The organism is Roseateles sp. GW821-FHT09H10, from assembly GCF_059415865.1.
This window is the reverse complement of record NZ_JBWKOB010000005.1, coordinates 239959-260274: the sequence shown is the minus strand read 5'-3', so window position 1 is coordinate 260274 and position 20316 is coordinate 239959. Positions and strand designations below refer to the sequence as shown.

24 protein-coding genes are annotated in these 20316 nt (G+C 70.0%); 13 read left to right on the top strand and 11 right to left on the bottom strand.

The window, feature by feature from the left end; all coding sequences use genetic code 11:
- The first annotated feature begins 5 nt into the window (after positions 1–5).
- Both AC07OY_RS22370 and AC07OY_RS22365 read left to right on the top strand, forming a co-directional pair.
- On the top strand, positions 6–986 hold the full coding sequence (locus tag AC07OY_RS22370) for a carbon-nitrogen hydrolase family protein (protein ID WP_495044784.1): 981 nt from the start codon (positions 6–8) through the stop codon (positions 984–986).
- Positions 983–2164 carry a vanadium-dependent haloperoxidase gene (locus AC07OY_RS22365; RefSeq protein ID WP_495044783.1) on the top strand — a complete coding sequence of 394 codons (1182 nt, stop codon included), beginning with the start codon at positions 983–985 and terminating at the stop codon, positions 2162–2164. Before AC07OY_RS22370 ends, AC07OY_RS22365 begins: the two co-directional genes overlap by 4 nt.
- A gap of 9 nt (positions 2165–2173) precedes the next feature.
- Here AC07OY_RS22365 and AC07OY_RS22360 read toward each other — a convergent pair whose 3' ends face one another.
- Both AC07OY_RS22360 and AC07OY_RS22355 read right to left on the bottom strand, forming a co-directional pair.
- Complete coding sequence (locus AC07OY_RS22360) at positions 2174–3163, bottom strand: LLM class flavin-dependent oxidoreductase (RefSeq protein WP_495044782.1); 990 nt, start codon at positions 3161–3163, stop codon at positions 2174–2176.
- On the bottom strand, positions 3160–4062 hold the full coding sequence (locus AC07OY_RS22355; protein WP_495044781.1) for an alpha/beta hydrolase: 903 nt from the start codon (positions 4060–4062) through the stop codon (positions 3160–3162). Before AC07OY_RS22355 ends, AC07OY_RS22360 begins: the two co-directional genes overlap by 4 nt.
- A 228-nt stretch (positions 4063–4290) precedes the next feature.
- On the opposite strand from AC07OY_RS22355, the gene AC07OY_RS22350 reads away from it, so the two are divergent.
- On the top strand, positions 4291–5874 hold the full coding sequence (locus AC07OY_RS22350; RefSeq protein WP_495044780.1) for an outer membrane protein assembly factor BamB family protein: 1584 nt from the start codon (positions 4291–4293) through the stop codon (positions 5872–5874).
- A 4-nt stretch (positions 5875–5878) separates the two neighbouring features.
- Here AC07OY_RS22350 and AC07OY_RS22345 read toward each other — a convergent pair whose 3' ends face one another.
- Together AC07OY_RS22345 and AC07OY_RS22340 are read right to left on the bottom strand one after the other, a co-directional pair.
- Complete coding sequence (locus tag AC07OY_RS22345) at positions 5879–6418, bottom strand: GNAT family N-acetyltransferase (RefSeq protein WP_495044779.1); 540 nt, start codon at positions 6416–6418, stop codon at positions 5879–5881.
- On the bottom strand, positions 6415–6669 hold the full coding sequence (locus tag AC07OY_RS22340; protein ID WP_495044778.1) for a DUF2917 domain-containing protein: 255 nt from the start codon (positions 6667–6669) through the stop codon (positions 6415–6417). Before AC07OY_RS22340 ends, AC07OY_RS22345 begins: the two co-directional genes overlap by 4 nt.
- Before the next feature lie 132 nt (positions 6670–6801).
- On the opposite strand from AC07OY_RS22340, the gene gcvA reads away from it, so the two are divergent.
- Positions 6802–7725 carry a transcriptional regulator GcvA gene (gcvA, locus tag AC07OY_RS22335; protein WP_495044777.1) on the top strand — a complete coding sequence of 308 codons (924 nt, stop codon included), beginning with the start codon at positions 6802–6804 and terminating at the stop codon, positions 7723–7725.
- A gap of 278 nt (positions 7726–8003) precedes the next feature.
- Positions 8004–8663, top strand: a complete 660-nt coding sequence (locus AC07OY_RS22330) for a hypothetical protein (RefSeq protein ID WP_495044776.1) — start codon at positions 8004–8006, stop codon at positions 8661–8663.
- A gap of 19 nt (positions 8664–8682) precedes the next feature.
- On the opposite strand, the gene AC07OY_RS22325 is transcribed toward AC07OY_RS22330, so the two are convergent.
- The 3 genes from AC07OY_RS22325 to AC07OY_RS22315 form a co-directional block, all read right to left on the bottom strand.
- The gene (locus tag AC07OY_RS22325; protein WP_495044775.1) at positions 8683–9105 is read right to left on the bottom strand and encodes a hypothetical protein; all 423 of its coding nucleotides are present in this window, start codon (positions 9103–9105) and stop codon (positions 8683–8685) included.
- A complete protein-coding gene (locus AC07OY_RS22320) occupies positions 9102–9815 on the bottom strand; it encodes a YebC/PmpR family DNA-binding transcriptional regulator (RefSeq protein ID WP_495044774.1) in 714 nt (237 codons plus the stop codon). The genes AC07OY_RS22325 and AC07OY_RS22320 overlap by 4 nt, the downstream gene beginning before the upstream one ends.
- Positions 9816–9906: 91 nt before the next feature.
- Positions 9907–10989 (bottom strand): S1C family serine protease, encoded by a 1083-nt coding sequence (locus AC07OY_RS22315; protein ID WP_495044773.1) that lies wholly within the window; start codon positions 10987–10989, stop codon positions 9907–9909.
- Positions 10990–11044: 55 nt separating this feature from the next.
- On the opposite strand from AC07OY_RS22315, the gene AC07OY_RS22310 reads away from it, so the two are divergent.
- The 6 genes from AC07OY_RS22310 (at position 11045) to upp (ending at position 15042) form a co-directional block, all read left to right on the top strand.
- Positions 11045–11653: a hypothetical protein gene (locus tag AC07OY_RS22310; RefSeq protein ID WP_495044772.1), complete on the top strand. Its 609-nt coding sequence runs from the start codon at positions 11045–11047 to the stop codon at positions 11651–11653.
- An 80-nt stretch (positions 11654–11733) separates the two neighbouring features.
- On the top strand, positions 11734–12114 hold the full coding sequence (locus AC07OY_RS22305; RefSeq protein WP_495044771.1) for a DUF4124 domain-containing protein: 381 nt from the start codon (positions 11734–11736) through the stop codon (positions 12112–12114).
- Complete coding sequence (locus tag AC07OY_RS22300; protein WP_495044770.1) at positions 12115–12831, top strand: acetyltransferase domain-containing protein; 717 nt, start codon at positions 12115–12117, stop codon at positions 12829–12831.
- 8 nt (positions 12832–12839) lie between these two features.
- Positions 12840–13628, top strand: coding sequence for a polysaccharide deacetylase family protein (locus AC07OY_RS22295; RefSeq protein WP_495044769.1), 789 nt, complete (start codon positions 12840–12842; stop codon positions 13626–13628).
- Positions 13629–13644: 16 nt separating this feature from the next.
- On the top strand, positions 13645–14382 hold the full coding sequence (rlmB, locus tag AC07OY_RS22290; RefSeq protein WP_495044768.1) for a 23S rRNA (guanosine(2251)-2'-O)-methyltransferase RlmB: 738 nt from the start codon (positions 13645–13647) through the stop codon (positions 14380–14382).
- A gap of 33 nt (positions 14383–14415) precedes the next feature.
- Positions 14416–15042, top strand: a complete 627-nt coding sequence (upp, locus tag AC07OY_RS22285; protein WP_495044767.1) for a uracil phosphoribosyltransferase — start codon at positions 14416–14418, stop codon at positions 15040–15042.
- 147 nt (positions 15043–15189) lie between these two features.
- Here upp and AC07OY_RS22280 read toward each other — a convergent pair whose 3' ends face one another.
- Positions 15190–16371: an acetylornithine transaminase gene (locus AC07OY_RS22280; RefSeq protein WP_495044766.1), complete on the bottom strand. Its 1182-nt coding sequence runs from the start codon at positions 16369–16371 to the stop codon at positions 15190–15192.
- A 93-nt stretch (positions 16372–16464) separates the two neighbouring features.
- Here AC07OY_RS22280 and AC07OY_RS22275 point away from each other — a divergent pair, with 93 nt between their 5' ends.
- Positions 16465–17442, top strand: a complete 978-nt coding sequence (locus tag AC07OY_RS22275) for a GlxA family transcriptional regulator (RefSeq protein ID WP_495044765.1) — start codon at positions 16465–16467, stop codon at positions 17440–17442.
- Positions 17443–17538: 96 nt separating this feature from the next.
- Positions 17539–18006 (top strand): hypothetical protein, encoded by a 468-nt coding sequence (locus tag AC07OY_RS22270; RefSeq protein ID WP_495044764.1) that lies wholly within the window; start codon positions 17539–17541, stop codon positions 18004–18006.
- Here the strand turns inward: AC07OY_RS22270 and AC07OY_RS22265 are convergent.
- From AC07OY_RS22265 to AC07OY_RS22255, 3 genes are all read right to left on the bottom strand, one after another.
- A complete protein-coding gene (locus tag AC07OY_RS22265) occupies positions 18003–18539 on the bottom strand; it encodes a chromate transporter (protein WP_495044763.1) in 537 nt (178 codons plus the stop codon). The genes AC07OY_RS22270 and AC07OY_RS22265 overlap by 4 nt on opposite strands.
- Positions 18536–19084 carry a chromate transporter gene (locus AC07OY_RS22260; RefSeq protein WP_495044762.1) on the bottom strand — a complete coding sequence of 183 codons (549 nt, stop codon included), beginning with the start codon at positions 19082–19084 and terminating at the stop codon, positions 18536–18538. Before AC07OY_RS22260 ends, AC07OY_RS22265 begins: the two co-directional genes overlap by 4 nt.
- A gap of 147 nt (positions 19085–19231) precedes the next feature.
- Positions 19232–20239, bottom strand: a complete 1008-nt coding sequence (locus tag AC07OY_RS22255) for a D-2-hydroxyacid dehydrogenase family protein (protein ID WP_495044761.1) — start codon at positions 20237–20239, stop codon at positions 19232–19234.
- Positions 20240–20316 lie beyond the last annotated feature (77 nt).

The window sequence follows — 20316 nt, the reverse complement described above, 5'->3', positions numbered from 1 at the left end:
CCGCGATGACCCGTCTTGACCCCGCTGCCACCACCCGCGTCGCGGCCGTGCAGGCCAGCTATGTGCTGCTGAACCGCGAGGCCTGCGTCGACAAGGCGGTGGCGCTGATTGCTCAGGCGGCCGCCCAGGGCGCCCGCGTCATCGTGTTGCCCGAGGCCTTCATCCCGGGTGCGCCGGTGTGGATAGACACCCGCCCGATCTGGGACGGCGACGCCGAGTGGTATGCGCTGCTGGTGGACCAGGCCGTCGTCGTGCCCGGCCCGGCGACCGAGACGCTGGGCATGGCAGCGCGCGAGGCCGGCGTCTTCGTCGTCATCGGCGTGCAGGAGCGTGAGCCGCACGGCGGCACGATCTTCAACACCACGCTGTACTTCGGCCCCGACGGCCGGCTGCTGGGCAAGCATCGCAAGCTGATGCCGACCGGCTCGGAGCGCACCGTCTGGGGCCAGGGTGACGGCTCCACGCTGCCGGTGGTCGACACGCCCTTCGGCCGGCTCAGCGGGCTCACCTGCTGGGAGAACTACATGCCGCTGGCGCGCTTCTACCTCTACGCCCAGGGCGTGGACCTGTGGGCCGCACCGACGCTGGCGCGCGGCGACGGCTGGGTGGCGACGCTGTGCCACATCGCCCGCGAGGGGCGCTGCTATGTGATCGGCGTCAACCCCTGCGTGCATGCCGACCAGCTGCCGGCCGACCTGCCGCAGCGCGAGCGGCTGTGGCCGGGCGTGACTGACAGCGGCGACTGGGTCGAGCCCGGCAACAGCGTCATCGTCGCGCCCTCGGGGGCCATCCTGGCCGGGCCGGTGCGCCAGGAGGAAACCATCCTTTTCGCCGACATCGCCCTGGACCAGGTGCATGCCGCGCGTCGCCTCTTCGACCCCACGGGTCACTACCACCGGCCGGACATCTTTCGCCTGAGCGTGGATGTGCAGCCGCGCCCGCCCTTCACCCACACCCCGTTCCATGAGCAAAGGAGAGTTCCATGAAAGCCTTGATCCAACTTGCCGGCCTGGCCGCTGGCGCCCTGTTCGCCTTGGCGGCCCGCGCCGACGCGGTCACCGACTGGAACACCAAGACAGGAGAAATCCTGCTTGAAGCCAAGATGGGCACGCCGCCCGCGGTGCGCCTGATGGCCATCGTGCAGACCGCCGCCCACCAGGCGGTGCGGGCCGCCAGCCAGCGCGGCGCCTCGGTCGAGGCGGCGCTGGCCGCCGCGCATCGCACCAGCCTGCTCAAGCTGCTGCCGGCGCAGCAAGCGCTGATCGACTCGGCCTACCAGGCGGCCCTCAACCCCATCGCCGACAACCCGGCCCGGGCCGAGGGCCTGGCCCAGGGCGAGGCCGCCGCGCAAGCCGTGCTGGCGGCGCGCCTGAACGATGGGGCTGGCACCCCCGACAGCTACCGGCCGCACACGACGGCGGGCGCCTATGTCCCCACGGCCTCACCCGCGGTCACGGCCTGGCCGCAGCGCCGGCCCTGGCTGATGCAGAGCGGCGCGCAATTCCGCCCGGCGCCGCCGCCGGCGCTGGCGAGCGAGGCCTGGGCGCGTGATTTCAACGAGGTCAAGGCGCTGGGCGGCCGTGCCAGCACGCGGCGCAGCGCCGAGCAGACCGAGGTGGCGCGCTTCTGGGACTTTTCGGCGCCGCCGGTCTATCACGCGCTGGTGCGCTCGCTGGCGCTGCAGCCCGGGCGCAGCCTGGAGCGCAATGCGCGCCTGTTCGCGGCGGCGGCCCAGGCCATGGACGATGCGGTGATCGCGATCTTCGACGCCAAATACCACTACAACTTCTGGCGCCCGGTCACGGCGATCCGCAATGCCGACATCGACGGCAACGACGTCACCGAGCGTGATCCGGCCTGGGCGCCCTTGATCGACACGCCCTTGCACCCTGAGTACCCGAGTGCCCACAGCGTGCTGGCGTCCTCGCTGGCCGTCGTGCTGGCCGCAGAGGTCGGCAACGCGTCGCTGCCCGTCCTCAGCACCAGCAGCCCCACCGCCAAGGGCGCGACCCGGCAGTACGGCAATCTGGCAGCCTTCGTGCAGGAAGTGGCCGATGCGCGCGTCTGGGGTGGCATCCACTACCGCACGGCCACCGAGGTCGGTGCGCGCATGGGCCAGCAGGTGGGTGGCCTGGCGGCGGCCTGGTTGCGCGAGGCGCCCTGAAGCCAGGGCTCAGAGCGAGGCCAGCAGTTCGTAGGAGCGGCGCCTCAGCCCATGGTCATGCACCGCGCAGGCGACGATGAACTCGTCCGCCTGCGTGCGCTCCCGCGTCTCAGCCAGGCCAACCCGCACCGTCTCGGGCGAGCCGACGACGGCTTCGCTCAGCATGCGCTCCACCTGCATGCGCTCGGCCGCCGACCACAGCGCATCCATGCTCGCCACCGGCGCCGGCAGCTTGCCGCGCCGCCCGCGCACCATGCCGAGAAAGCGCTGCTGGGCCGAGGTGAAGAGGAACTGCGCCTCCTCGTCGGTCGGCGCAACGATGACATTCAAGCCCACCATCGCATGCGGCCTGGGATGCCGCGCGCTGGGCTTGTAGGTGGCGCGGTAGATCTGCAGAGCCTGCATCAGCATCTCGGGCGCGAAGTGAGAGGCGAAGGCGAAGGGCAGGCCGAGATAGGCCGCGAGCTGGGCTGAATACAGGCTGGAGCCCAGCAGCCAGATCGGCACCTCGGTGCCCTGGCCCGGCACGGCGCGCACGACAGCGTCGTCGGGCGCGGCCGCGAGATAGCTCTGCAGCTCCAGCACATCGTTGGGGAAGCCGTCTTCGCCGGTGGTTTCCAGGCTGCGGCGCAGGGCGCGCATGGTGGGCCTGTCGGTGCCGGGCGCGCGGCCCAGGCCCAGGTCGATGCGGCCGGGGAAGAGCTCGGCCAGGGTGCCGAACTGTTCGGCAATCGTCAGCGGCGCATGGTTGGGCAGCATGATGCCGCCGGCGCCGACGCGGATGCGGCGGGAGGCCGCGGCCAGCTGGCCGATCAGCACGGCGGTGGCCGAACTGGCCACACCTTCCATGTTGTGGTGCTCGGCCACCCAGTAGCGCTGGTAGCCCAGCTCGTCGGCCAGCCTGACGAGGTCCAGGCTGTTCAGCAGCGCTTCGCGGGTGGTGGCGCCTTCGACGACAGGGGCCAGATCGAGAATGGAAAGCGGGGGCAGGGCGGTCATGCCGCCATCTTGCCGAGATCGGTTTGGCCCCATGCGACCGGGGCCTTGCGCAGATGTGATTGCAGCCAGGACAGCAGGCGCGCCTCATAGGCCGGCCTGTCGAAGTCGCGCAGATCCTCGTGGCCCGCGCCCGGCACGGCCCACAGCTGCCTGGGTTCGGGCGCGGCGGCAAAGAGCTGCTCGGTCTCGACCCAGCGCGTGGACTTGTCCTCGGTGCCCGAAGCCACCAGCACGGGCGCGCGAATGCCGCGGATGGCCTCGATGGGCCGCAACTCATCCACGCTCAGATTCAGGCGCAGCGGGATCTGCCACAGCAGCAGGGGCGCGGCCCAGGCGCCGGCCGGGCCGAGGCGGTTGACGAGGCGATCCTGCACGGCGTCGGTGATGGTCGGATAGACCGACTCCAGCACCAGGGCATCCAGTTCGGGGCCCCGGTCGGCGAACAGCAGGGAGGCACCGCCCAGCGAGATGCCGAGGCCGCCCAGCTTCTCGCCCGGCAGCTTGTCGCGCAGCCAGCCAATGGCCGCCTGCACGCCCAGGGCCTCGCGGCGGCCGAAGCTGATGCGGTCGCCGCTGCTTTCGCCATGCGAAGGCAGGTCGATGAGCAGGCAGCCTATGCCTTCGCGCTGCAGCCAGCGGGCGCGCTCCAGCACCTGCAGCCGGCTGCCGCGCACGCCGTGCAGCAGCAGCATGGCGCCTTCGCCGGTGCGGCCGGGCAAGAACCAGCCACTGACGTGCTGGCCGTCGCCATAAGGGATGCGCAGGGCTTCGCCGGGCAGGCCGGGCGGCGGTGCGCCCAGGACGGCGCGGGCCGGACGGGTCAGCCATTCGCCGGCAGCCAGGCTGAAGACAACGCCGCCCAGGGCCAGCACGAGGGTGATCAGGAGGATTCGGTTCATGCGCAGGAGCCTGCCCGGTCAAGGGCGGCGGCTTTGTCGGCAAACAGGCCATGCAGCGGTAGGCTGCCGGCCCACCCAGATGGCGTCAAGCCTTGCCTGGGGCGGTCTTGGGCACTAATGCCCGGATGGCGAGGCGATGGCGGGGGGCCTCCGTACACTGCGCGCCACGAATACCGGGCCTGCGCGGATGGGCGGTTCGAACTCCACAAAGAATCAGGGATGAAAGAGATGCGGGCAACAAGCCTGATCTGGGCCTGCGCGTTGGCGGCAGGCCTCAGTGCATGTGGCGGCGGTGGTGGCGGTTCGCCGCCGCCCGAGCCCCGGCCCCAGCTGGCGCTGACGACCTCGGCCATCAAGGAAGAGCTGGCCGCGGGCGACGAGCTGAGCCTGAAGGTCGACGGGCGCTGGACCTTCACCGGTGCCGGGGCCGTCTACCTGCAGCTGCGCGATACCGGCGCCAGTTTCAGCCTGCCCGCCATCCAGGTGGCCCCCGCGGACGAGGTCGTCTCGCTGAACGTCACTTCGCTGCCCACGCTGGCGCCGGGCAAGCGCAGCGGCACCCTGGAACTGCGGGCCTGCAAGGACAGTGCATGTGCCCAGCTCCATGCAGGAGCGCCGGCGACGCTGGGCTATGAGCTTGACGTTGGCAGCGTTCCCGACTGGGAGACCCACCAGGGCAGCGCGAGACATGCCGGCGAGGTGCCCATCCGCCTGAACCCCGCCAGGTTCAGCAAGGCCTGGGAATGGCGGCGCCCCGCTGGCAGCGAGCCGATCGGCGGCATCAACCCCGTCGTGACGCGTGCTGGCAAGGTCTATGTGACCATGGATGTCTATTTCGGCGAGGCGCGGCTCTATGCGCTGAATGAGGCCAGCGGCAGCGAAGCCTGGCAGCGCGCCATGGGCATGGTGCCGGCCTTCAATCCGCCCGCGGTGGGTGGCGGCAAGGTGTTTGCGGCGGTGACCGGCCATGAGCAGACCTTCCTGTGGGCCTTCGATGCTGAAACAGGCCAGTTCCAGCACAAGTCCGGCTTCGCGGGCCAGTGGCCCCACTACCTGGCGCCGACCGTGGTCGGGGATCAGGTCTATCAGGGAGGCGGCTACTTCGGTGGCGAACTCTCGGCCTTCGCCACGGCCGATGGCGCCCTCAAGTGGACGGTCGGCACGGGCGGCGTCTGGGACATGTATTCCCCGGCCGTCGACGCTCAATCGATCTATCACCACAACGGCGGCATCTTGTTCATCCTGGACAAGGCCACCGGCAGGCAAACGGCGCACATCGCCGACCCCGCTGGCGTGGAAGCCGGGCCTTCGTATCACGCCAGCCCCATGCTCGGCAGCCGCGGCAATGTGATCGCCTTTGCCGGCACCACCACCAATGCGCGCGCCAGCAGCAATATCGAGGCTTTCTACGCGCGCAAGCTGTCCAGCTTCTCCATTGCCGAGGCCAGGCTCGAGTGGTCCACGGCCCAGGCTTACCTGACGACGCCGGCCGTGGGCGGCGGCATGGTCTACGCCGCGCGCAACGACCCCATGGCGCTGGACGCCATCGACGAGGCCACCGGCAAGGTCGTATGGACCTGGACCGCCCCCGGCACCGGCGACACCAGCTTCCACCGCAACCTGGTGCTGACCAGGACGCATCTCTTCGTCAGCACCGACCGCAGCGTGCACGCCATCGACCTGAAGACGCGCCAGTCCGTCTGGAGCCATCCCGCGCCTGGCATGCTGGCCATCTCCGCCGACCGCACCCTCTACATCGCCACCGGGGCCCGCGAGAGCGACGGCCGCCTGGTGGCGATCCGCCTGAAGTAGCCGCTCAGCCCAGGTCCAGCACGGCGCGCACCAGCTGCGCGCCATCGGGATGCGAAGTCATGCGGGCGCCCCGGTCGCGCATCAGCGCGAGCATGCGGCGGTTGTCGGCCAGGATGTCGCCGTACAGCTGCTGCACACCATGCTGGCGTGCATGAGCGGCCAGATGGGCGATCAGGCGCCGGCCCAGGCCGCGGCCCTGCCAGTCGTCGGCGACGGCCAGCGCGAACTCGGCGCGTTCGGGGCGCTCGATCTCGTGCACATAGCGGGCGTCGGCGATGACCGGATGGCCGGGCTCCAGCGCCTCGACGACCCAGGCGACATGCTGGCTCTGGTCGACCTCGGTCAGCAGCTTCAGCAGCGTCGGGCTGAGTTCGCGCAGGCCGACATGGAAGCGCTTGTGGCGCGAATCCAGCGACAGGGCGCTGAAGAAGGCCTGCTCGGCGGCGGCGTCGGCCGCGACGATGGGGCGCAGGCTGGCCTCGCGCCCGCCGGCCAGCAGCCAGCGCTCGGCACGCTGCTCGACCGGCGCCAGCAGGGTGTTCACGCGGCGGCCCGGCTTTCGGCCGGCCTCAGGTCCAGCACCGCCGGGCCGCTCAGCGCGCTGACGGTGACGGCCTCGTCGCTCTGCACCATGAAGCACTGGCCCGGCTCCAGCACGATGTCGCGCGAGTCGTGGTCGATGGTGATCCACAGCGTGCCGGAGGCGCTGCACAGATGGGTGGCGCGGGCCTCGGGCAGTCGGGAGATCTGGCCGCGTTGCAGCAGCAGGCGGGTGCGGGGGACGTCGATCAGCATGGTGAGCTCCTCGGGCGGCCGGGTTGCATGCCGGGTTGGCATGCTTGCGCGAGCGCCGTCTGGGGTGGATAGTGACGACTCGGTGCTCTGCCGACAAACGATGATTTGGAAGGCTTCGCATTCCTCCAGCGCATGTCAAACAAGCCGCTCGACCATCTCCCGCCGCTGCAGCTGCTGGCCGCCTTCGAGGCGGCCGCGCGGCACCTGAGCTTCACCCAGGCCGCCGAGGAGCGCTTCATCACCCAGTCGGCCATGAGCCGCCAGATGCGCGCGCTGGAAGACGAGCTCGGCGTGGCCCTGTTCGAGCGCCGCCACCGCTCGCTCGCCCTGACCGACGACGGCCAGCGCCTGCTCGCCGCCTGCGCCACGGCCCTGAACACCTTGCGCGTGGCGGTGCGCACGGTGCGCGAGCCTCGCCAGCGCCAGGTGCTGGCGCTGACGACGACGCCCGGTTTTGCCTCGCTGTGGCTGATTCCGCGCCTGACCGGCTTCACGCGCGCCCACCCCGGCATCGATGTGCGCCTGGACGCCGGCCTGGGCAACCGCAACCTGGCCAGCGAAGGCTTCGATCTCGCCATCCGCTACAGCCCCATCGCCGGGGCCCAGGGCCGGCAGCTGTTCGCCGAGTCCATGCTGCCCGTGTGCAGCCCGCGGCTGGTAGGCGAGCTGGGCCTGCCGCTGCGCGAGCCGGCCGATCTGGCTCGCCACACCCTGCTGCACCTGGCCATGGACGGCGACAGCACCGGCATGCCGGCCGAGTGGGAGCCCTGGCTGACGGCCTGGGGCCTGGCCGACCTGCGGCCGGCGGCGCGCCTGAGCTTCTCGACCTATTCCGAGGCCATCGCTGCCGCCATGGCGGGGCAGGGCGTGGCCCTGGGCCGGCGGCCGCTGGTCGATGCGCTGCTGGCCAGCGGCCAGCTCGTCACGCCCTTTGACGCCGGCATCGCCTCGGCCCGGGCCTACCGCCTCATCATCGACCCCGCCGCCCGCACCCGGCCGGCCGTGAAGGCCTTTGAGCAGTGGCTGCTGGCCCAGTGCGCCGGCGCGCCGGCCTGATCACGCGGCCTCGCCGGCGCCGTTCAGATGGGGCCCGCGCCTGCGACGGCGCTGCGGTTCGTGAAGTATTGCCGGCGCCCGGGTGCTAGCGGCGCAGTCCGTGGACCGAGAACTTGTTCACGCTTGATCGAGACAAGCCCCGTGTCGCGGGTGTCGTTCGGCTTTACACAAATTTCCAAGCAAATTTTCCGTCGTTTGTAAATCAACAAGTTAGGGATATGGCATGGTTATCGCTTAAGGGTTCACCGTCACTTTTACAGTTTTTGAGAATTCCACTAATGAAAACCCTGAGCCTCATCGCCGCCGCCGCAGCCGCCCTCGCCGCCAGCACCGCCGCCAACGCCGGCTTCGTCGTCTACTCCAACCAGGCTGCCTTCGCCGCCGCCGCCGGTGCGCTGAGCACCGAGACCTTCGCCACCGCCCCCCTGAGCGGCGTGACGACGGCCAACTACTCGCGCGTCTTCAACGACTTCACGCTGAGCGCCGTCGCCAACAACAACTACAACGGCATCGTCAGCTCCACCTTCAACGGCGACGGCGGCGCTCCGGCTTCCTTCCTGGGCCAGAACTTCTACGGCTGGGGCAGCTACGGCGGCAACCTGGCCCCGACGTCGACCTTCACGGTCGCCGGCGCCTCGGCCTTCGGCTTCGACTTCTTCAACACCGATTCGACCGACCGCTACGCCATCGCCATCAACGGCGTCGACCGTGGCGCCATCGGCTACATCAGCAGCGGCTTCTTCGGCGTGATCGCCACCGGCGGCGACAGCATCAACCAGGTGCAGATCCGCACGGCTTCCTACGGCGGCTATGTCGGCAGCGCCGGCGTCGACAACGTGCGCGTCTCCGCCCGTGCCCTGCCCGAGCCGTCGGCCCTGCTGCTGACCGCCGGCGCCCTGCTGGCCCTGGGCGCTGCCCGCCGCAAGACCGCCCGCTGATCCACGGCCCGCCAGGGCCTCAGCGTGTTTCCAGTGAAGCGCCTTCGGGCGCTTCACTGCTTTGTGAGCCTGCCAGCTGGTGCCGCTGGCGCCATTCGCAAACCGCCAGCCCGCCCACGAAGAAGGCCTCGCCGATCAGGTGGAGCATCGCGAAGACTGAGGCCTCGCCGGCATGGCGCCAGGCCAGGGCGAGGCAGGCGGCGGCCCAGGCCAGGTTGGCGGCGACCAGGGCGTACACCCAGGGGAGGGACCTGCCGGGTCGCCGCGCAAGCGAGAAGGAGTAGCCGCCGTAGAGCAGGTTGACGACGGCAATGAAGACCACCAGCCCCAGCGGCAGCCGGTAGAGCTCGCTCAGCCAGGGGCTGGCCAGCAGGGCCAGCAGGCCGGCCAGGGTGGCCGCGCCGGCGTCCAGCCACAGCAGGCGCGGGGCCCGAGACCTCAACCGGACAGTCCGGCGTAGACGTGCTGCACGTCGTCGTTGTCGTCCATGGCTGCGAGGAAGCTCTCCACCTCTTCCAACTGCTCGGCGCTGAGACTCGAGGCGTCCACGGGGTTCTTGGGCCGGTAGCCCAGCTTGGCGCTGAGCACGGTGAAGCCCTGGGCGGGCAGGGCGCGGCTGACGAGGTCGAGGTCGGTGGGGTCGGTCAGGAAAACGGTGACGCCGTCCTCGTCCGCCGGCAGCAGGTCCTGTGCGCCGGCCTCGATGGCGGCCATGTCGGCGTCGGCGCCGGGGGCGGCAGGCTCGGCCTCGATCAGGCCGACGTGGTCGAAGTCCCAGCTCACCGAGCCCGGCGTGCCCTGCTGGCCCTTGCGGAACAGCACGCGCATGTCCGACGCGGCGCGGTTGGTGTTGTCGGTCAGCACCTCCACCATGACCGGCACGCGGTGGGGCGCGAAGCCCTCGTAGATGACCTGCTCGAAGTGCACGGTCTCGCCGGTCAGGCCGGCGCCTTTCTTGATGGCCCTATCCAGCGTGTCCTTGGGCATGGACACCTTGCGCGCCGCCTCGACGGCCATGCGCAGCTTGGAGTTGTCCTTGGGATCAGCGCCGCCGCGCGCCGCGATCATGATGTCCTTGGCCAGCTTGCCAAAGAGCTTGCCCTTGGCATTGGCGGCGATGTCTTTGTGTTTGGCTTTCCATTGCGCGCCCATGGGGTGTCCTGTCTGATCTGGCGAGTGAGCCCGGCGCGGAAGCCGCCTGGGTGGGGGCGCTACTTTACGGGGTCCGATCCAGCCAACGGACTCAGTCCGAACTCCCCAGCGTAGCGACCACCTTGCGCGTCTGCCCGCCGCGCCACACCGTCAGCGTCACCTTCTCCCCAATTTGCCGCGTCTCCAGCAGCGACAGCATGTCGTCCAGGTCGGCCACCGCCTGGCCATCGACGGCGGTGATGACGTCGCCCTGCACGATGCGGCCGACGCGGTCGCGGCCGAAAGGCTTCAGGCCGGCAGCGGCCGCCGGGCTGCCGTCCGCCACGTTGACGAGCAGCACGCCCTTGGGCGCGCCGAGGGCCTTGGCCAGGTTCTCCGGGCCCGAGGTGACGCCCAGGGCCGGGCGGATGAAGCGGCCGTCGCGGATCAGCCGCGGCACGATGCGGTTGACCTCGTCGACGGGAATCGCGAAACCGATGCCGGCGCTGGCGCCGCTCGGGCTGTAGATGGCCGTGTTGACGCCGATCAGCCGCCCGGCCGAATCCAGCAGCGGGCCGCCGGAATTGCCCGGGTTGATGGCCGCGTCGGTCTGGATGGCGCCCTTGATGGTGCGCCGCGTGACCGACTCGATCTCGCGGTTCAGGGCCGACACGATGCCGGTGGTCAGGGTCTGGTCCAGGCCGAAGGGGTTGCCGATGGCATAGACCTTCTGACCAACCTGCAGGTCGCGGCTGGCGCCGAGTTGAATCGCCGGCAGTTTTTCCCGCGGCGCCTCGATGCGCAGCACGGCGATGTCGCGGTCGGGGAAGGCGCCGACGAGTTTGGCTGGGTAGCTGCTCTGGTCGTTCAGCGTGACGGTGGCGCGGTCGCCGCCCTGGATGACATGGAAGTTGGTGACGACATGGCCGGCCTCGTCCCAGACGAAGCCGGTGCCCGTGCCGCTGGGCTGCTCGCTGGTGCGCAGCGAGAAGAAATCTCTTTGCACGGACAGCGTCGTGATGTGCACCACGGACGGGCTGACGCGTTTGAAGACACCGATGTTGTTCATCTCCTCGGCGTCCAGCGCGCCGCGGTGGCTGACGGCGCGGGGCTGGGCCTGACCCTTGGGCTGTGCCTGGAGGGCGCCGCTGCTGAACAATGCGACGGCTGTCAGGATGAGCAAACGCTGGAACATGGCGGTAGGCACAGTTGCGGGAAGCCGCATTTTGGTTGGAGTCGGGAGATAGACGATGAGACAGTGGGTACTGGGATGGATGCTGGCCGCGGCGGCTTCCGGCGCGGCGGCGCAGCAGGTCTGGAAATGCGAGGTCGCGGGCAAGGTGAACTTCAGCGACAAGCCCTGCCCGCAGGCCGGGCAGCCGCTGGCGGACCGCAATCTGCAGCCCAATGTGGTGGATGCGATCAAGCCGGAGGTCGTCAACGCCGCCATGGGCCGCGCGCCGGCGGCTTCGGCGCCACCGCTGCCCGCGGGCAATGCCTGCCCGAGCGATGGCGAGATCCGCGGCATGGAGACGCGGGCCAATTCGACGACGCTGGGCGACGCCGAGCGCAACTTCCTGCAGGACGAAGTGAGGCGCGTGCGCCAGTGCCGTGCCGGCCAGGGGCGCTACCGGGAGGCCGACTGGGTCATCAGCCGCGAAGCCCAGGCAGCCCAGACCCAGCTCAGCGAGCGGGCGCGCTACGACGCCCGCCTGCGCGCCGAGGCCATGCACAGCGCGGCCGATCCCGATGAAGGCGACCGCATCAGCCGCCGCCGCATCGCCGAGGAGAAGTTGCAGCGCCGCAACCAGCAGCAGATGCAAAAAATGCAGCAGCCGGCGTCCTACCCGAGCTCCTGACGGCGCCGGCCGGGGCGGCACGGCGTTTGCCCATTCCCGCTGCGTGGCCGCGTCTTGCAGGGCCGCGAGAGGGGATTGCCATGAAGCGCGTGGCTCTGGGTTTGGCAATGGCGTTGGCGCTGGGTTCGGCGGGGGCCCAGCAGGTGTGGCGATGCGAGCAGGACGGGCAGGTGCGCTACACCGACCAGCCCTGCGAGAAGGATGGCCGGCCCCTGCCGGCGCCGGCGCCCGCATCGGCGGCGTCCGGCGCCGTGCAGGCGGCGGATTCGCCCGCTTCAGCCGCCTCGGCCGCATCTCCGGCGCTCCAGCAGGCCGCACCTCCTGAGAACAGGCGGCGCGCCCCGCGCGGCGCCCGCGCGCCGCAATTCGCCATGCAGGGCTTGATGAACACCGACTTCGTGCAGCGCGGCTATGTGCCGAGGCGGCAGAATCCGCCGTCCACGCCGATTTCCCAGCCCTGAATGCCACTGGCCGCCGCCCCGACGACGTCTTCACGCTCCGACCGCCTCGACGCGCTGCGCGGCCTGGCCATCGTCTGGATGGCGGCCTTCCATTTCGGCTTCGACCTCAACCATCTCGGCTGGATACGCCAGGACTTCTACCGCGACCCGGTCTGGACCTGGCAGCGCGTCTGCATCGTCAGCCTTTTCCTGTTCTGCGCCGGCGGTGGCCAGGCCTTGGCCGTCATGGCCGGACAGGGGCCGGGGCGCTTCTGGAAGCGCTGGGCCCAGGTGGCCGGCTGCGCGCTGCTGGTGTCGGTCGGCTCCTGGTTCATGTTCCCCAACAGCTGGATCAGCTTCGGCGTGCTGCATGGCATTGCCGTGATGCTGCTGTTGCTGCGCATGGGCCTCGCCCGGCTGCCGAACGCGGCGCTGCTGGTGCTGGCCGCCCTGGCCATCGCGGCGCCGCGTCTCGTGCAGTCGCCCCTCTTCGACACGCGCTGGAGCAACTGGATCGGCCTGGTCACCCACAAGCCCTTCACCGAGGACTATGTGCCGGTGCTGCCCTGGCTGGGCGTCATGCTGGTCGGCTTTGTCGTCACGCGGGCGTGGCCGGGGCTCTGGGCCGGCAGCGCGCCGCGACCGTTGGCCGTGCTGGGGCGCTGGTCGCTGAGTTTCTACATGGTTCACCAGCCGGTGCTCATTGGCCTGCTGATGGCCATTCAGATCCTGCGTTAGGAGATGTGATGCGAAGTCTTGTCGTGGTGTTGGGCCTGTTCGTCTGCATGGCGGCGTCGGCCGCCCCTTTCGCCTGGCCCGGCGGTACCAAGGCGGCCGTCAGCCTCGGCTATGACGATGCGCTGGACAGCCAGCTCGACCATGTCATCCCGGCGCTGAACAAGCGCGGCCTCAAGGCCAGCTTCTACATCCCCATCAATGGCCCGACGCTGCCGGCGCGCCAGAACGAGTGGAAGGCCGCCGCCGCGGCAGGCCATGAGCTGGGCAACCACAGCCTCTTCCACAGCTGCTCGGCCAAGGGGCCGGGGCGGGACTGGGTGCAGCCCCAGCGCGACCTCGAGAAGCAGATGCCGGTCCAGGTGCAGGAGCAGGTCATCGCCGCCAACACCTGGCTGCAGTCCCTGGATGGCAAGGCCCGCCGGACCTTCACGCCGCCATGCTTCGACATGCAGGCCGGCGGCCAGGATTTCGCCGCGGCGCTGCGCCCGCATTTCGTCGCCTTCCGGGCGGCGGCGCCAGCGCTGACGACGGACACCGCCCAGCTCGACCCCTATGCCATGCCGGCCTATTTCGTCGAAGGCTGGACCGGCGCGCAGCTGATCGAACTGGTGGAGAAGGCAGCAGCTCAGGGAGCCCTGGTGTCCCTGCTTTTCCATGGCGTCGGCGCCGAGCACCTGAGTGTGAGTCGCGAGGCCCACGACCAGCTGCTGGACCATCTGGCCAAGAACAAGTCGCGCTTCTGGACCGACTCCATGGTCAACATCATGGAGAACGCGAGGAAGCAAGCGGGTCGTTGAGCCGACAATGCGGGCAATGAGCTCCGCAAAGTCCGTCCTGTTCGGCTTCCACGCCGTCACCGTCCGCCTCAAGACCCATCCCGCCTCCGTCGCCGAGGTCCATTTCGACCCCGCCCGGCGCGACCAGCGCATGCGTGCCTTCATCGAGAGGGCCAAGGAGGCCGGCGCCAAGCTGGTGGAGAGCGGCGACGAGCGGCTCACGCAACTGGCCGGCAGCCCGCGCCACCAGGGCGTCGTCGCCCGCGTGGCGGCCATCGCGCAGCCGCACTCCCTGGACGATGTGCTGGACGCCGTCGAGGGCCCGCCCCTCGTGCTGGTGCTGGATGGCGTGACCGACCCGCACAACCTCGGTGCCTGCCTGCGCGTGGCCGATGGCGCCGGGGCGCATGCCGTCGTTGCCCCCAAGGATCGCGCGGTGGGCCTCAACGCGACGGTGGCCAAGGTGGCCAGCGGCGCCGCCGAGACCGTGCCCTATCTGATGGTCACCAACCTGGCCCGCACGCTGAACGAGCTGAAGGAGCGCGACATCTGGGTGGTCGGCACCTCCGACCAGGCCGAGCGCTCCATCTACGACCTGGATCTGAAACGCCCCATCGCCTTCGTGCTCGGCGCCGAAGGCGAGGGCATGCGCCAGCTGACGGCCAAGACCTGCGACGAGCTGGTGCGCATCCCCATGGCCGGGGCTGTCGAGAGCCTGAACGTTTCCGTCGCTTCCGGGGTCTGCCTCTACGAGGCACTTCGTCAGCGTCGATAATTCTGACTATTCAGAAAAATTAGGAAGTCCGTCATGGCCGTCATCGAAGTCAAGCACCCCCTCGTCAAGCACAAGATCGGCCTGATGCGGGAGGCCGAGATCTCGACCAAGAAGTTCCGCGAGCTGACCGGCGAGGTTGCCCGCCTGCTGGCCTATGAGGCGACGGCCGACTTCCCGACCGAAAAGGTCAGCATCGAATGCTGGAGCGGCCCCGCCGAGGTCGACCAGATCGCCGGCAAGAAAGTCACCGTCGTGCCCATCCTGCGCGCCGGCCTGGGCATGCTGGACGGCGTGCTGGACATCCTGCCCAATGCCAAGGTCTCGGTCGTCGGCCTGGCCCGCGACCATGAAACGCTGAAGCCGGTCAACTACTTCGACAAGTTCGTCGGCAGTCTCGATGCCCGCACGGCCCTCATCATCGACCCCATGCTGGCCACGGCCGGCAGCATGATCGCCACCGTCGACCTGCTGAAGGCGCGCGGCTGCAAGGACATCCGCGCCCTGGTGCTGGTGGCCGCGCCCGAGGGCGTGAAGGCGCTGCAGACGGCCCACCCCGACGTGCGCTGCTGGACGGCCGCCATCGACAGCCACCTGAATGACGTGGGCTACATCATTCCCGGCCTCGGCGACGCCGGCGACAAGATTTTCGGCACGACCTGAAGCCCCTCGCCTGGTCTTGCGCGGCTGCACGCCGGCAAGCCCAGTCGGTCCCCCGAGGGGACGGCGATGCAAGCGGCATCGAGCCGCTTCACATCGGCCAAGGCGGGCCGGCTAGGGAGCGGCCCGGCGCTCGGCCCGCAAACAAGCTCACCCGAGAACGGTGCACAGGGCACGGCGCAGCAGCGCCAGGCCCTCGTTCATTTCAGCCGCGCTGATATTGAGCGCAGGCATCAGCCGAATGAGGTGAGGGCGGGGCGCGTTGAGCAGCAGGCCGATGGGTTCCAGAGCTTGGGCCGCAGTGACGACCGCTGCCGCGTCATCTGACGGCAGCACCAGCGCGCGCAGCAGGCCGACACCGCGCTCGCCCACCAGTCCGTAGTCCCGAGCGATGGCCAGCAGGCCTTGCGACAACTGCTCTGCCCGGTCTCGCACGCCGGCCAGGAACTCGGGCCGGCAGACCTCGTTGACGACGGCCAGGCCGACGGCGGCCATCAGCGGGTTGCCGCAGAAGGTGCCGCCCTGGTCGCCGGGCTCGAAGCAGTTGAATTCCTCCTTGCACAGCAGGGCTGCCAGCGGCACGCCGCCGCCCAGGCCCTTGGCCAGCGTCATCACGTCGGGCTCGATGCCGAAATGCTCGTAGGCAAAGGCCTGGCCGCAGCGGCCGATGCCGGTCTGCACCTCGTCGGCGATCAGCAGCACGCCGCGTTCCGCCGTCAGCGCCCGCAGCTCGCGGACAAAGCCCGGGTCGGCGATGACGACGCCGGCCTCGCCCTGCACCAGCTCCATCATCACGGCCGCGGTGCGCGGCGTCATGGCGCGCTCGACGGACGCGATGTCGTTCAGGCGCGCCTTGGTGAAACCCGTCGGCATCGGCGCATAGATCTCACCCCAGCCCGGCTTGCCCGAGGCGCTCATCATCGCCAGGGTGCGGCCGTGGAAGGCCTGCTCGAAGCCGATGATCTCGTGCGCGCCGCCGCGCTGGCGGCTGCCCCAGCGCCGCGCCAGCTTGACGGCGGCCTCGTTGGCCTCGGCGCCTGAGCTGGCCAGGAAGACGCGGTCGAAGCAGCTGAGCGCCACCAGGCGCTGCGCCAGATCCAGCAGCGGGCGGTTGTAGTAAGCCGGGCTGGGGTTGAGCAGGCGCTGCGACTGGGCCAGCAGGGCCTGCGTGATCAGCGCCGGGCTGTGGCCCAGGCTGTTGACGGCCCAGCCCTGGATCAGGTCGAGGTGGCGCTTGCCGCCTTCGTCGGTGAGCCAGGCGCCCTGGCCGTGGCTGAAGACCGTGTCCGGCCGCTGGGTGATGGTGATGAGGGCGTGTCCGGGGTCGGTCATGGCGCGTCCTGGTTGTCGATGGGCGCCAGTTTGTGGCTGCGATGAAATGGCCGCCATGACGCAGTTCCCACCTTTTCTGCCATCATCGACGGCATGAGCTGCCGCATCGCCTTCGTGCTCTTCCCGGGCTTCCAGCAGTTCGACCTGGCCGGCCCCATGGCCGTGTTCGAGCTGGCCCGTCTGGCGCGGCCTGGCAGCTATGACTGGCGTCTGGTGGCCAGTGCGCCGCCCGCCGTGCGCAGCTCGGCCGGCGTGGCCTGGCCGGTGCAGGGCCTGCCGCGCCGCCTGGGTGACCTGGATCTCGTCATGGTCATCGGCGGCGACGGCGTGGACGCCGCCTGCGGCGATGCCCGGCTGATGGCCTGGCTGAAGCGGGCCGGCCGCTCGGGCGCGCGCATCGCCAGCATCTGCAGCGGCAGCCTGGTGCTGGCCGCGGCGGGCCTGCTGGACCAGCGCACGGCGACGACGCATTGGTCGCGCGGCCGGCAGTTCGCCACCGACTATCCCGAAGTGCGGCTGCAGCCGGATCGCATCTATGTGCGTGAGCCGGCCCGGCGTGCCGTACAGCTGCCCGAGGTCTGGACCAGCGCCGGCATGACGGCCGGCATCGACCTCTGCCTGGCCCTGCTGGCCCACGACCATGGCGAGGAGATCGCCCGCGAGGCCGCGCGCCAGCTGGTGGTGGAGAGGCGCCGGCCGGGCGGGCAGTCGCAGTTTTCGCCCCTGCTGGACCTGCAGCGCCCGGAAGGCCGCTTCAGCGCGCTGCTGGACGAAGTGCGCCGCGACCTGAAGCGCGACCACTGCGTGGAAGCACTGGCGGCCCGGGCCTGCATGAGCCCGCGGCATTTCGCGCGCTGCTTCCGCGCCGAGACGGGCGCCACGCCGGCTCAAGCTGTGGAGAAGCTGCGCGTGGAGGCGGCCAGGGCGGCACTGGAGGGTGGAGCGAGCTCGGTGCTGCGCGTGTCGCTGGACTGCGGCTTCGGCAATACCGAGCGCATGCGCCGGTCGTTTCTGCGCCTGCTCGGCCGTCCGCCGGCGGTCTTCAGGAAGGGTGACAGCAAGGCGGCGTGAAATTTCACCGCGCTGATCCCTGGCGGCGCGCCCCTGCGTCAGTAACTGCAGGCAAGCCATCCGGCGAGCCGCCGACCTGATCCCAAGGAGCCCCTCATGGCCACGCTTTCCACCCCCACCATCACCCTCGGCGCCACCAGCAACGGCAAGCGCGACGTGACCGTCGCCGGCAGCATGACCTTCGACGCCAACGACGTCGGCCGCACCTACCGCCTGGAGATCGAGCTCTTCGGCGAGGACCTCGCCGGCGACCACCTGCCCTCGGGCGACGGCGGTGCCGACGATCCGATCAGCACCTTCATGTGGCTGGGCGGCGGCATCCTGCTGCTGCGCCCCTACAAGGCCGTCTCTGTGCTGGCTGCCGGCACGGTCAACTACTCCGAGAAGCGCGCCATCGACACCGCCAAGCTCGACGAGGACGCCGGCACCGAGATCGTCGGCTGGGCCGACATCAACACGCCCATCATCATGCCGCGCGCCGACGAGGTCTATGCGCAGGTGACGCTGAACACGGCGCCCGTCAGCAAGCGCACGTCGACCGTGCAGGCCGGCTTCGGCGTCTAGACGAAGCCGAGGGCGCCCACCACGCCGCCCGCCAGCACCATCCAGACGAGGCCCAGCCTCGTCTTCAGCGTCAGCACCACGGTGGCGGCCACCAGCGCGACGGCGCCCCAGCGGTGGGCCTCGGCGCGCAGGAAGGGCAGGGCGAGCAGCCAGCCCGTCGCGATGATCAGCCCCAGGGTCAGCGGCATCATGCCGGCCGAGAAGGCGCGCACGCTGATGCTGGCGCGATTGGCCCGCGCCCAGCGCGTGGCCGTCAGCGTCAGCACGCTGGACGGCAGCATGATGCCGGCCATGGCCGCCGCCGCGCCGGGCAGGCCGGCGACATTCCAGCCCAGCACGGCGACGAAGAGCACATTGGGGCCCGGCGCGGCCTGGGCCAGGGCGATGGACGACGTGAAGTCGGTCTCGGACAGCCAGCCCGTCTTCTCGACGAGGAAGCGGTGCATCTCGGGCACCGTCGAGATGGCGCCGCCGATGGACAGCAGCGACAGCGTCAGGAAATGCAGGAAGAGGCTGAAGAGGTCGACGCTCATCGCATGCGTTTCCAGGCGATGAGCATGCCGGCGCCGCCGAGCAGTGCCAGCACCGTGACCAGGGGCCAGCGCAGCAGCCCGATCAGCACGAAAGCCGCGAGCGCCAGACCCGTGGCCAGCGGCCGGCCCAGCGGGCTGGTCTTGAGGGCCGGCAGCAGCTTGATGCCGGTGGCCAGGATGAGCCCGGCCGACACGGCGCCCATGCCGCGCAGCGCGCTCTGGGCCATGGGATGGGCGGCCAGCTCGCCGTAGAGCATGGCCAGGGCCAGCACCAGGATGGCCGGCACCAGCAGCATGCCGCCCAAGGCCGCGACGGCGCCGCGCAGGCCGAAGAAACGGTCGCCGACCATCATGGACAGGTTGACCACATTGGGCCCGGGCAGCACCTGGGCGATGGCCAGGGTCTCGACGAACTCTTCCTTGCTCATCCAGCCCAGGCGCTCGACCAGCTCGCGCTGCGTCACCGCCAGCACACCGCCGAATCCCTGCAGGGCCAGGCGCGTGAACGCCAGGAAGAGGTGGCCGGGGGACTGCGGGCGGTTCATCTGAGTGTCGATGGCGTGGGAGCTTGCGGGCCGAGCGCCGGGCCGCTCCCTAGCCGGCCCGCGTGTGGCGATGTGCTTGCCGGTCGATCCGGCAAGCATCGCCGTCCCCTCGGGGGACCGGCCAAGGTGTGCCTTGGACGAGGGGCTTCAACGGTGAACCTTGAGGGCTTCAGGGTTGACGATGTTCGACGGCTGGGCGTTGATGAAGTTCAGCACATTGTCGAAGGCGGCGTCGAAATAGAGCTCGTAGCTGTCCTGCTCGACATAGCCGATATGCGGCGTGCAGACGGCGTTCTCCAGCCGCAGCAGCGGATGGCCCTGCAGGATGGGCTCGCTCTCGAACACGTCGATGGCCGCCATGCCAGGCCGGCCGCGGTTCAGGGCCGACACCAGGCCACCCTCGACGACCAGCTCGGCCCGCGAGGTGTTGACGAACAGGGCCGTCGGCTTCATCTGGGCCAGGTCCTCGGACGTGACGATGCCGCGGGTGGCGTCGCACAGGCGCAGATGCACGGACAGCACGTCGGCCTCGGCGAAGAAGGCCTCGCGGCTGGGCGCAGCCTGGTAGCCGTCGGCCTCGGCCCGCAGGCGCGAGGCCTCGCTGCCCCAGACCATGACCTTCATGCCGAAGGCGCGCCCATAGCCGGCCACGAGCTGGCCGATCTTGCCGTAGCCCCAGATGCCCAGGCATTTGCCGCGCAGCACCATGCCGACGCCGAAATTGGCCGGCATGGACGCCGCCTTCAGCCCGGCCTGTTGCCAGGCGCCGTGCTTCAGGTTGCCGATGTACTGCGGCAGGCGGCGCATGGAGGCCATGATCAGGGCCCAGGTCAGCTCGGCCGGCGCCACCGGGTTGCCGACGCCCTCGGCCACGGCTATCCCCAAGCGCGTGCAGGCTTCGATGTCGATGTGGCTGCCGACGCGCCCGGTCTGGGAGATCAGCTTGAGCTTGGGCAGCTTTTCCAGCAGCTGGCGCGGGAAGGTGGTGCGCTCGCGGACCAGCACCAGCACCTCGGCGTCGCGCAGCCGCACGGACAGCTGGCCTATGCCCTTGACGGTGTTGGTGAAGACCTTGGCATTCAGCGGCTCCAGCTTGGCCGCGCAACGCAGCTTGCGCACGGCATCCTGGTAGTCGTCGAGGATGATCACATTCATGGTCGGGGCCGGCGCAGCGGACGGGCTGCGGGCGCGGGGCAGCGTGTTTTGGGGCATTGTGCCCTTGGCCGCTGCAG

Coding starts and splice junctions, on each gene's coding strand:
- AC07OY_RS22370 (WP_495044784.1), top strand. CDS start 6: ATGACCCGTCTTGACCCCGCTGCCACCACCCGCGTCGCGGCCGTGCAG.
- AC07OY_RS22365 (WP_495044783.1), top strand. CDS start 983: ATGAAAGCCTTGATCCAACTTGCCGGCCTGGCCGCTGGCGCCCTGTTC.
- AC07OY_RS22360 (WP_495044782.1), bottom strand. CDS start 3,163: ATGACCGCCCTGCCCCCGCTTTCCATTCTCGATCTGGCCCCTGTCGTC.
- AC07OY_RS22355 (WP_495044781.1), bottom strand. CDS start 4,062: ATGAACCGAATCCTCCTGATCACCCTCGTGCTGGCCCTGGGCGGCGTT.
- AC07OY_RS22350 (WP_495044780.1), top strand. CDS start 4,291: ATGCGGGCAACAAGCCTGATCTGGGCCTGCGCGTTGGCGGCAGGCCTC.
- AC07OY_RS22340 (WP_495044778.1), bottom strand. CDS start 6,669: ATGCTGATCGACGTCCCCCGCACCCGCCTGCTGCTGCAACGCGGCCAG.
- gcvA (WP_495044777.1), top strand. CDS start 6,802: ATGTCAAACAAGCCGCTCGACCATCTCCCGCCGCTGCAGCTGCTGGCC.
- AC07OY_RS22330 (WP_495044776.1), top strand. CDS start 8,004: ATGAAAACCCTGAGCCTCATCGCCGCCGCCGCAGCCGCCCTCGCCGCC.
- AC07OY_RS22320 (WP_495044774.1), bottom strand. CDS start 9,815: ATGGGCGCGCAATGGAAAGCCAAACACAAAGACATCGCCGCCAATGCC.
- AC07OY_RS22315 (WP_495044773.1), bottom strand. CDS start 10,989: ATGTTCCAGCGTTTGCTCATCCTGACAGCCGTCGCATTGTTCAGCAGC.
- AC07OY_RS22310 (WP_495044772.1), top strand. CDS start 11,045: ATGAGACAGTGGGTACTGGGATGGATGCTGGCCGCGGCGGCTTCCGGC.
- AC07OY_RS22305 (WP_495044771.1), top strand. CDS start 11,734: ATGAAGCGCGTGGCTCTGGGTTTGGCAATGGCGTTGGCGCTGGGTTCG.
- AC07OY_RS22300 (WP_495044770.1), top strand. CDS start 12,115: ATGCCACTGGCCGCCGCCCCGACGACGTCTTCACGCTCCGACCGCCTC.
- AC07OY_RS22295 (WP_495044769.1), top strand. CDS start 12,840: ATGCGAAGTCTTGTCGTGGTGTTGGGCCTGTTCGTCTGCATGGCGGCG.
- rlmB (WP_495044768.1), top strand. CDS start 13,645: ATGAGCTCCGCAAAGTCCGTCCTGTTCGGCTTCCACGCCGTCACCGTC.
- upp (WP_495044767.1), top strand. CDS start 14,416: ATGGCCGTCATCGAAGTCAAGCACCCCCTCGTCAAGCACAAGATCGGC.
- AC07OY_RS22280 (WP_495044766.1), bottom strand. CDS start 16,371: ATGACCGACCCCGGACACGCCCTCATCACCATCACCCAGCGGCCGGAC.
- AC07OY_RS22275 (WP_495044765.1), top strand. CDS start 16,465: ATGAGCTGCCGCATCGCCTTCGTGCTCTTCCCGGGCTTCCAGCAGTTC.
- AC07OY_RS22270 (WP_495044764.1), top strand. CDS start 17,539: ATGGCCACGCTTTCCACCCCCACCATCACCCTCGGCGCCACCAGCAAC.
- AC07OY_RS22265 (WP_495044763.1), bottom strand. CDS start 18,539: ATGAGCGTCGACCTCTTCAGCCTCTTCCTGCATTTCCTGACGCTGTCG.
- AC07OY_RS22260 (WP_495044762.1), bottom strand. CDS start 19,084: ATGAACCGCCCGCAGTCCCCCGGCCACCTCTTCCTGGCGTTCACGCGC.
- AC07OY_RS22255 (WP_495044761.1), bottom strand. CDS start 20,239: ATGAATGTGATCATCCTCGACGACTACCAGGATGCCGTGCGCAAGCTG.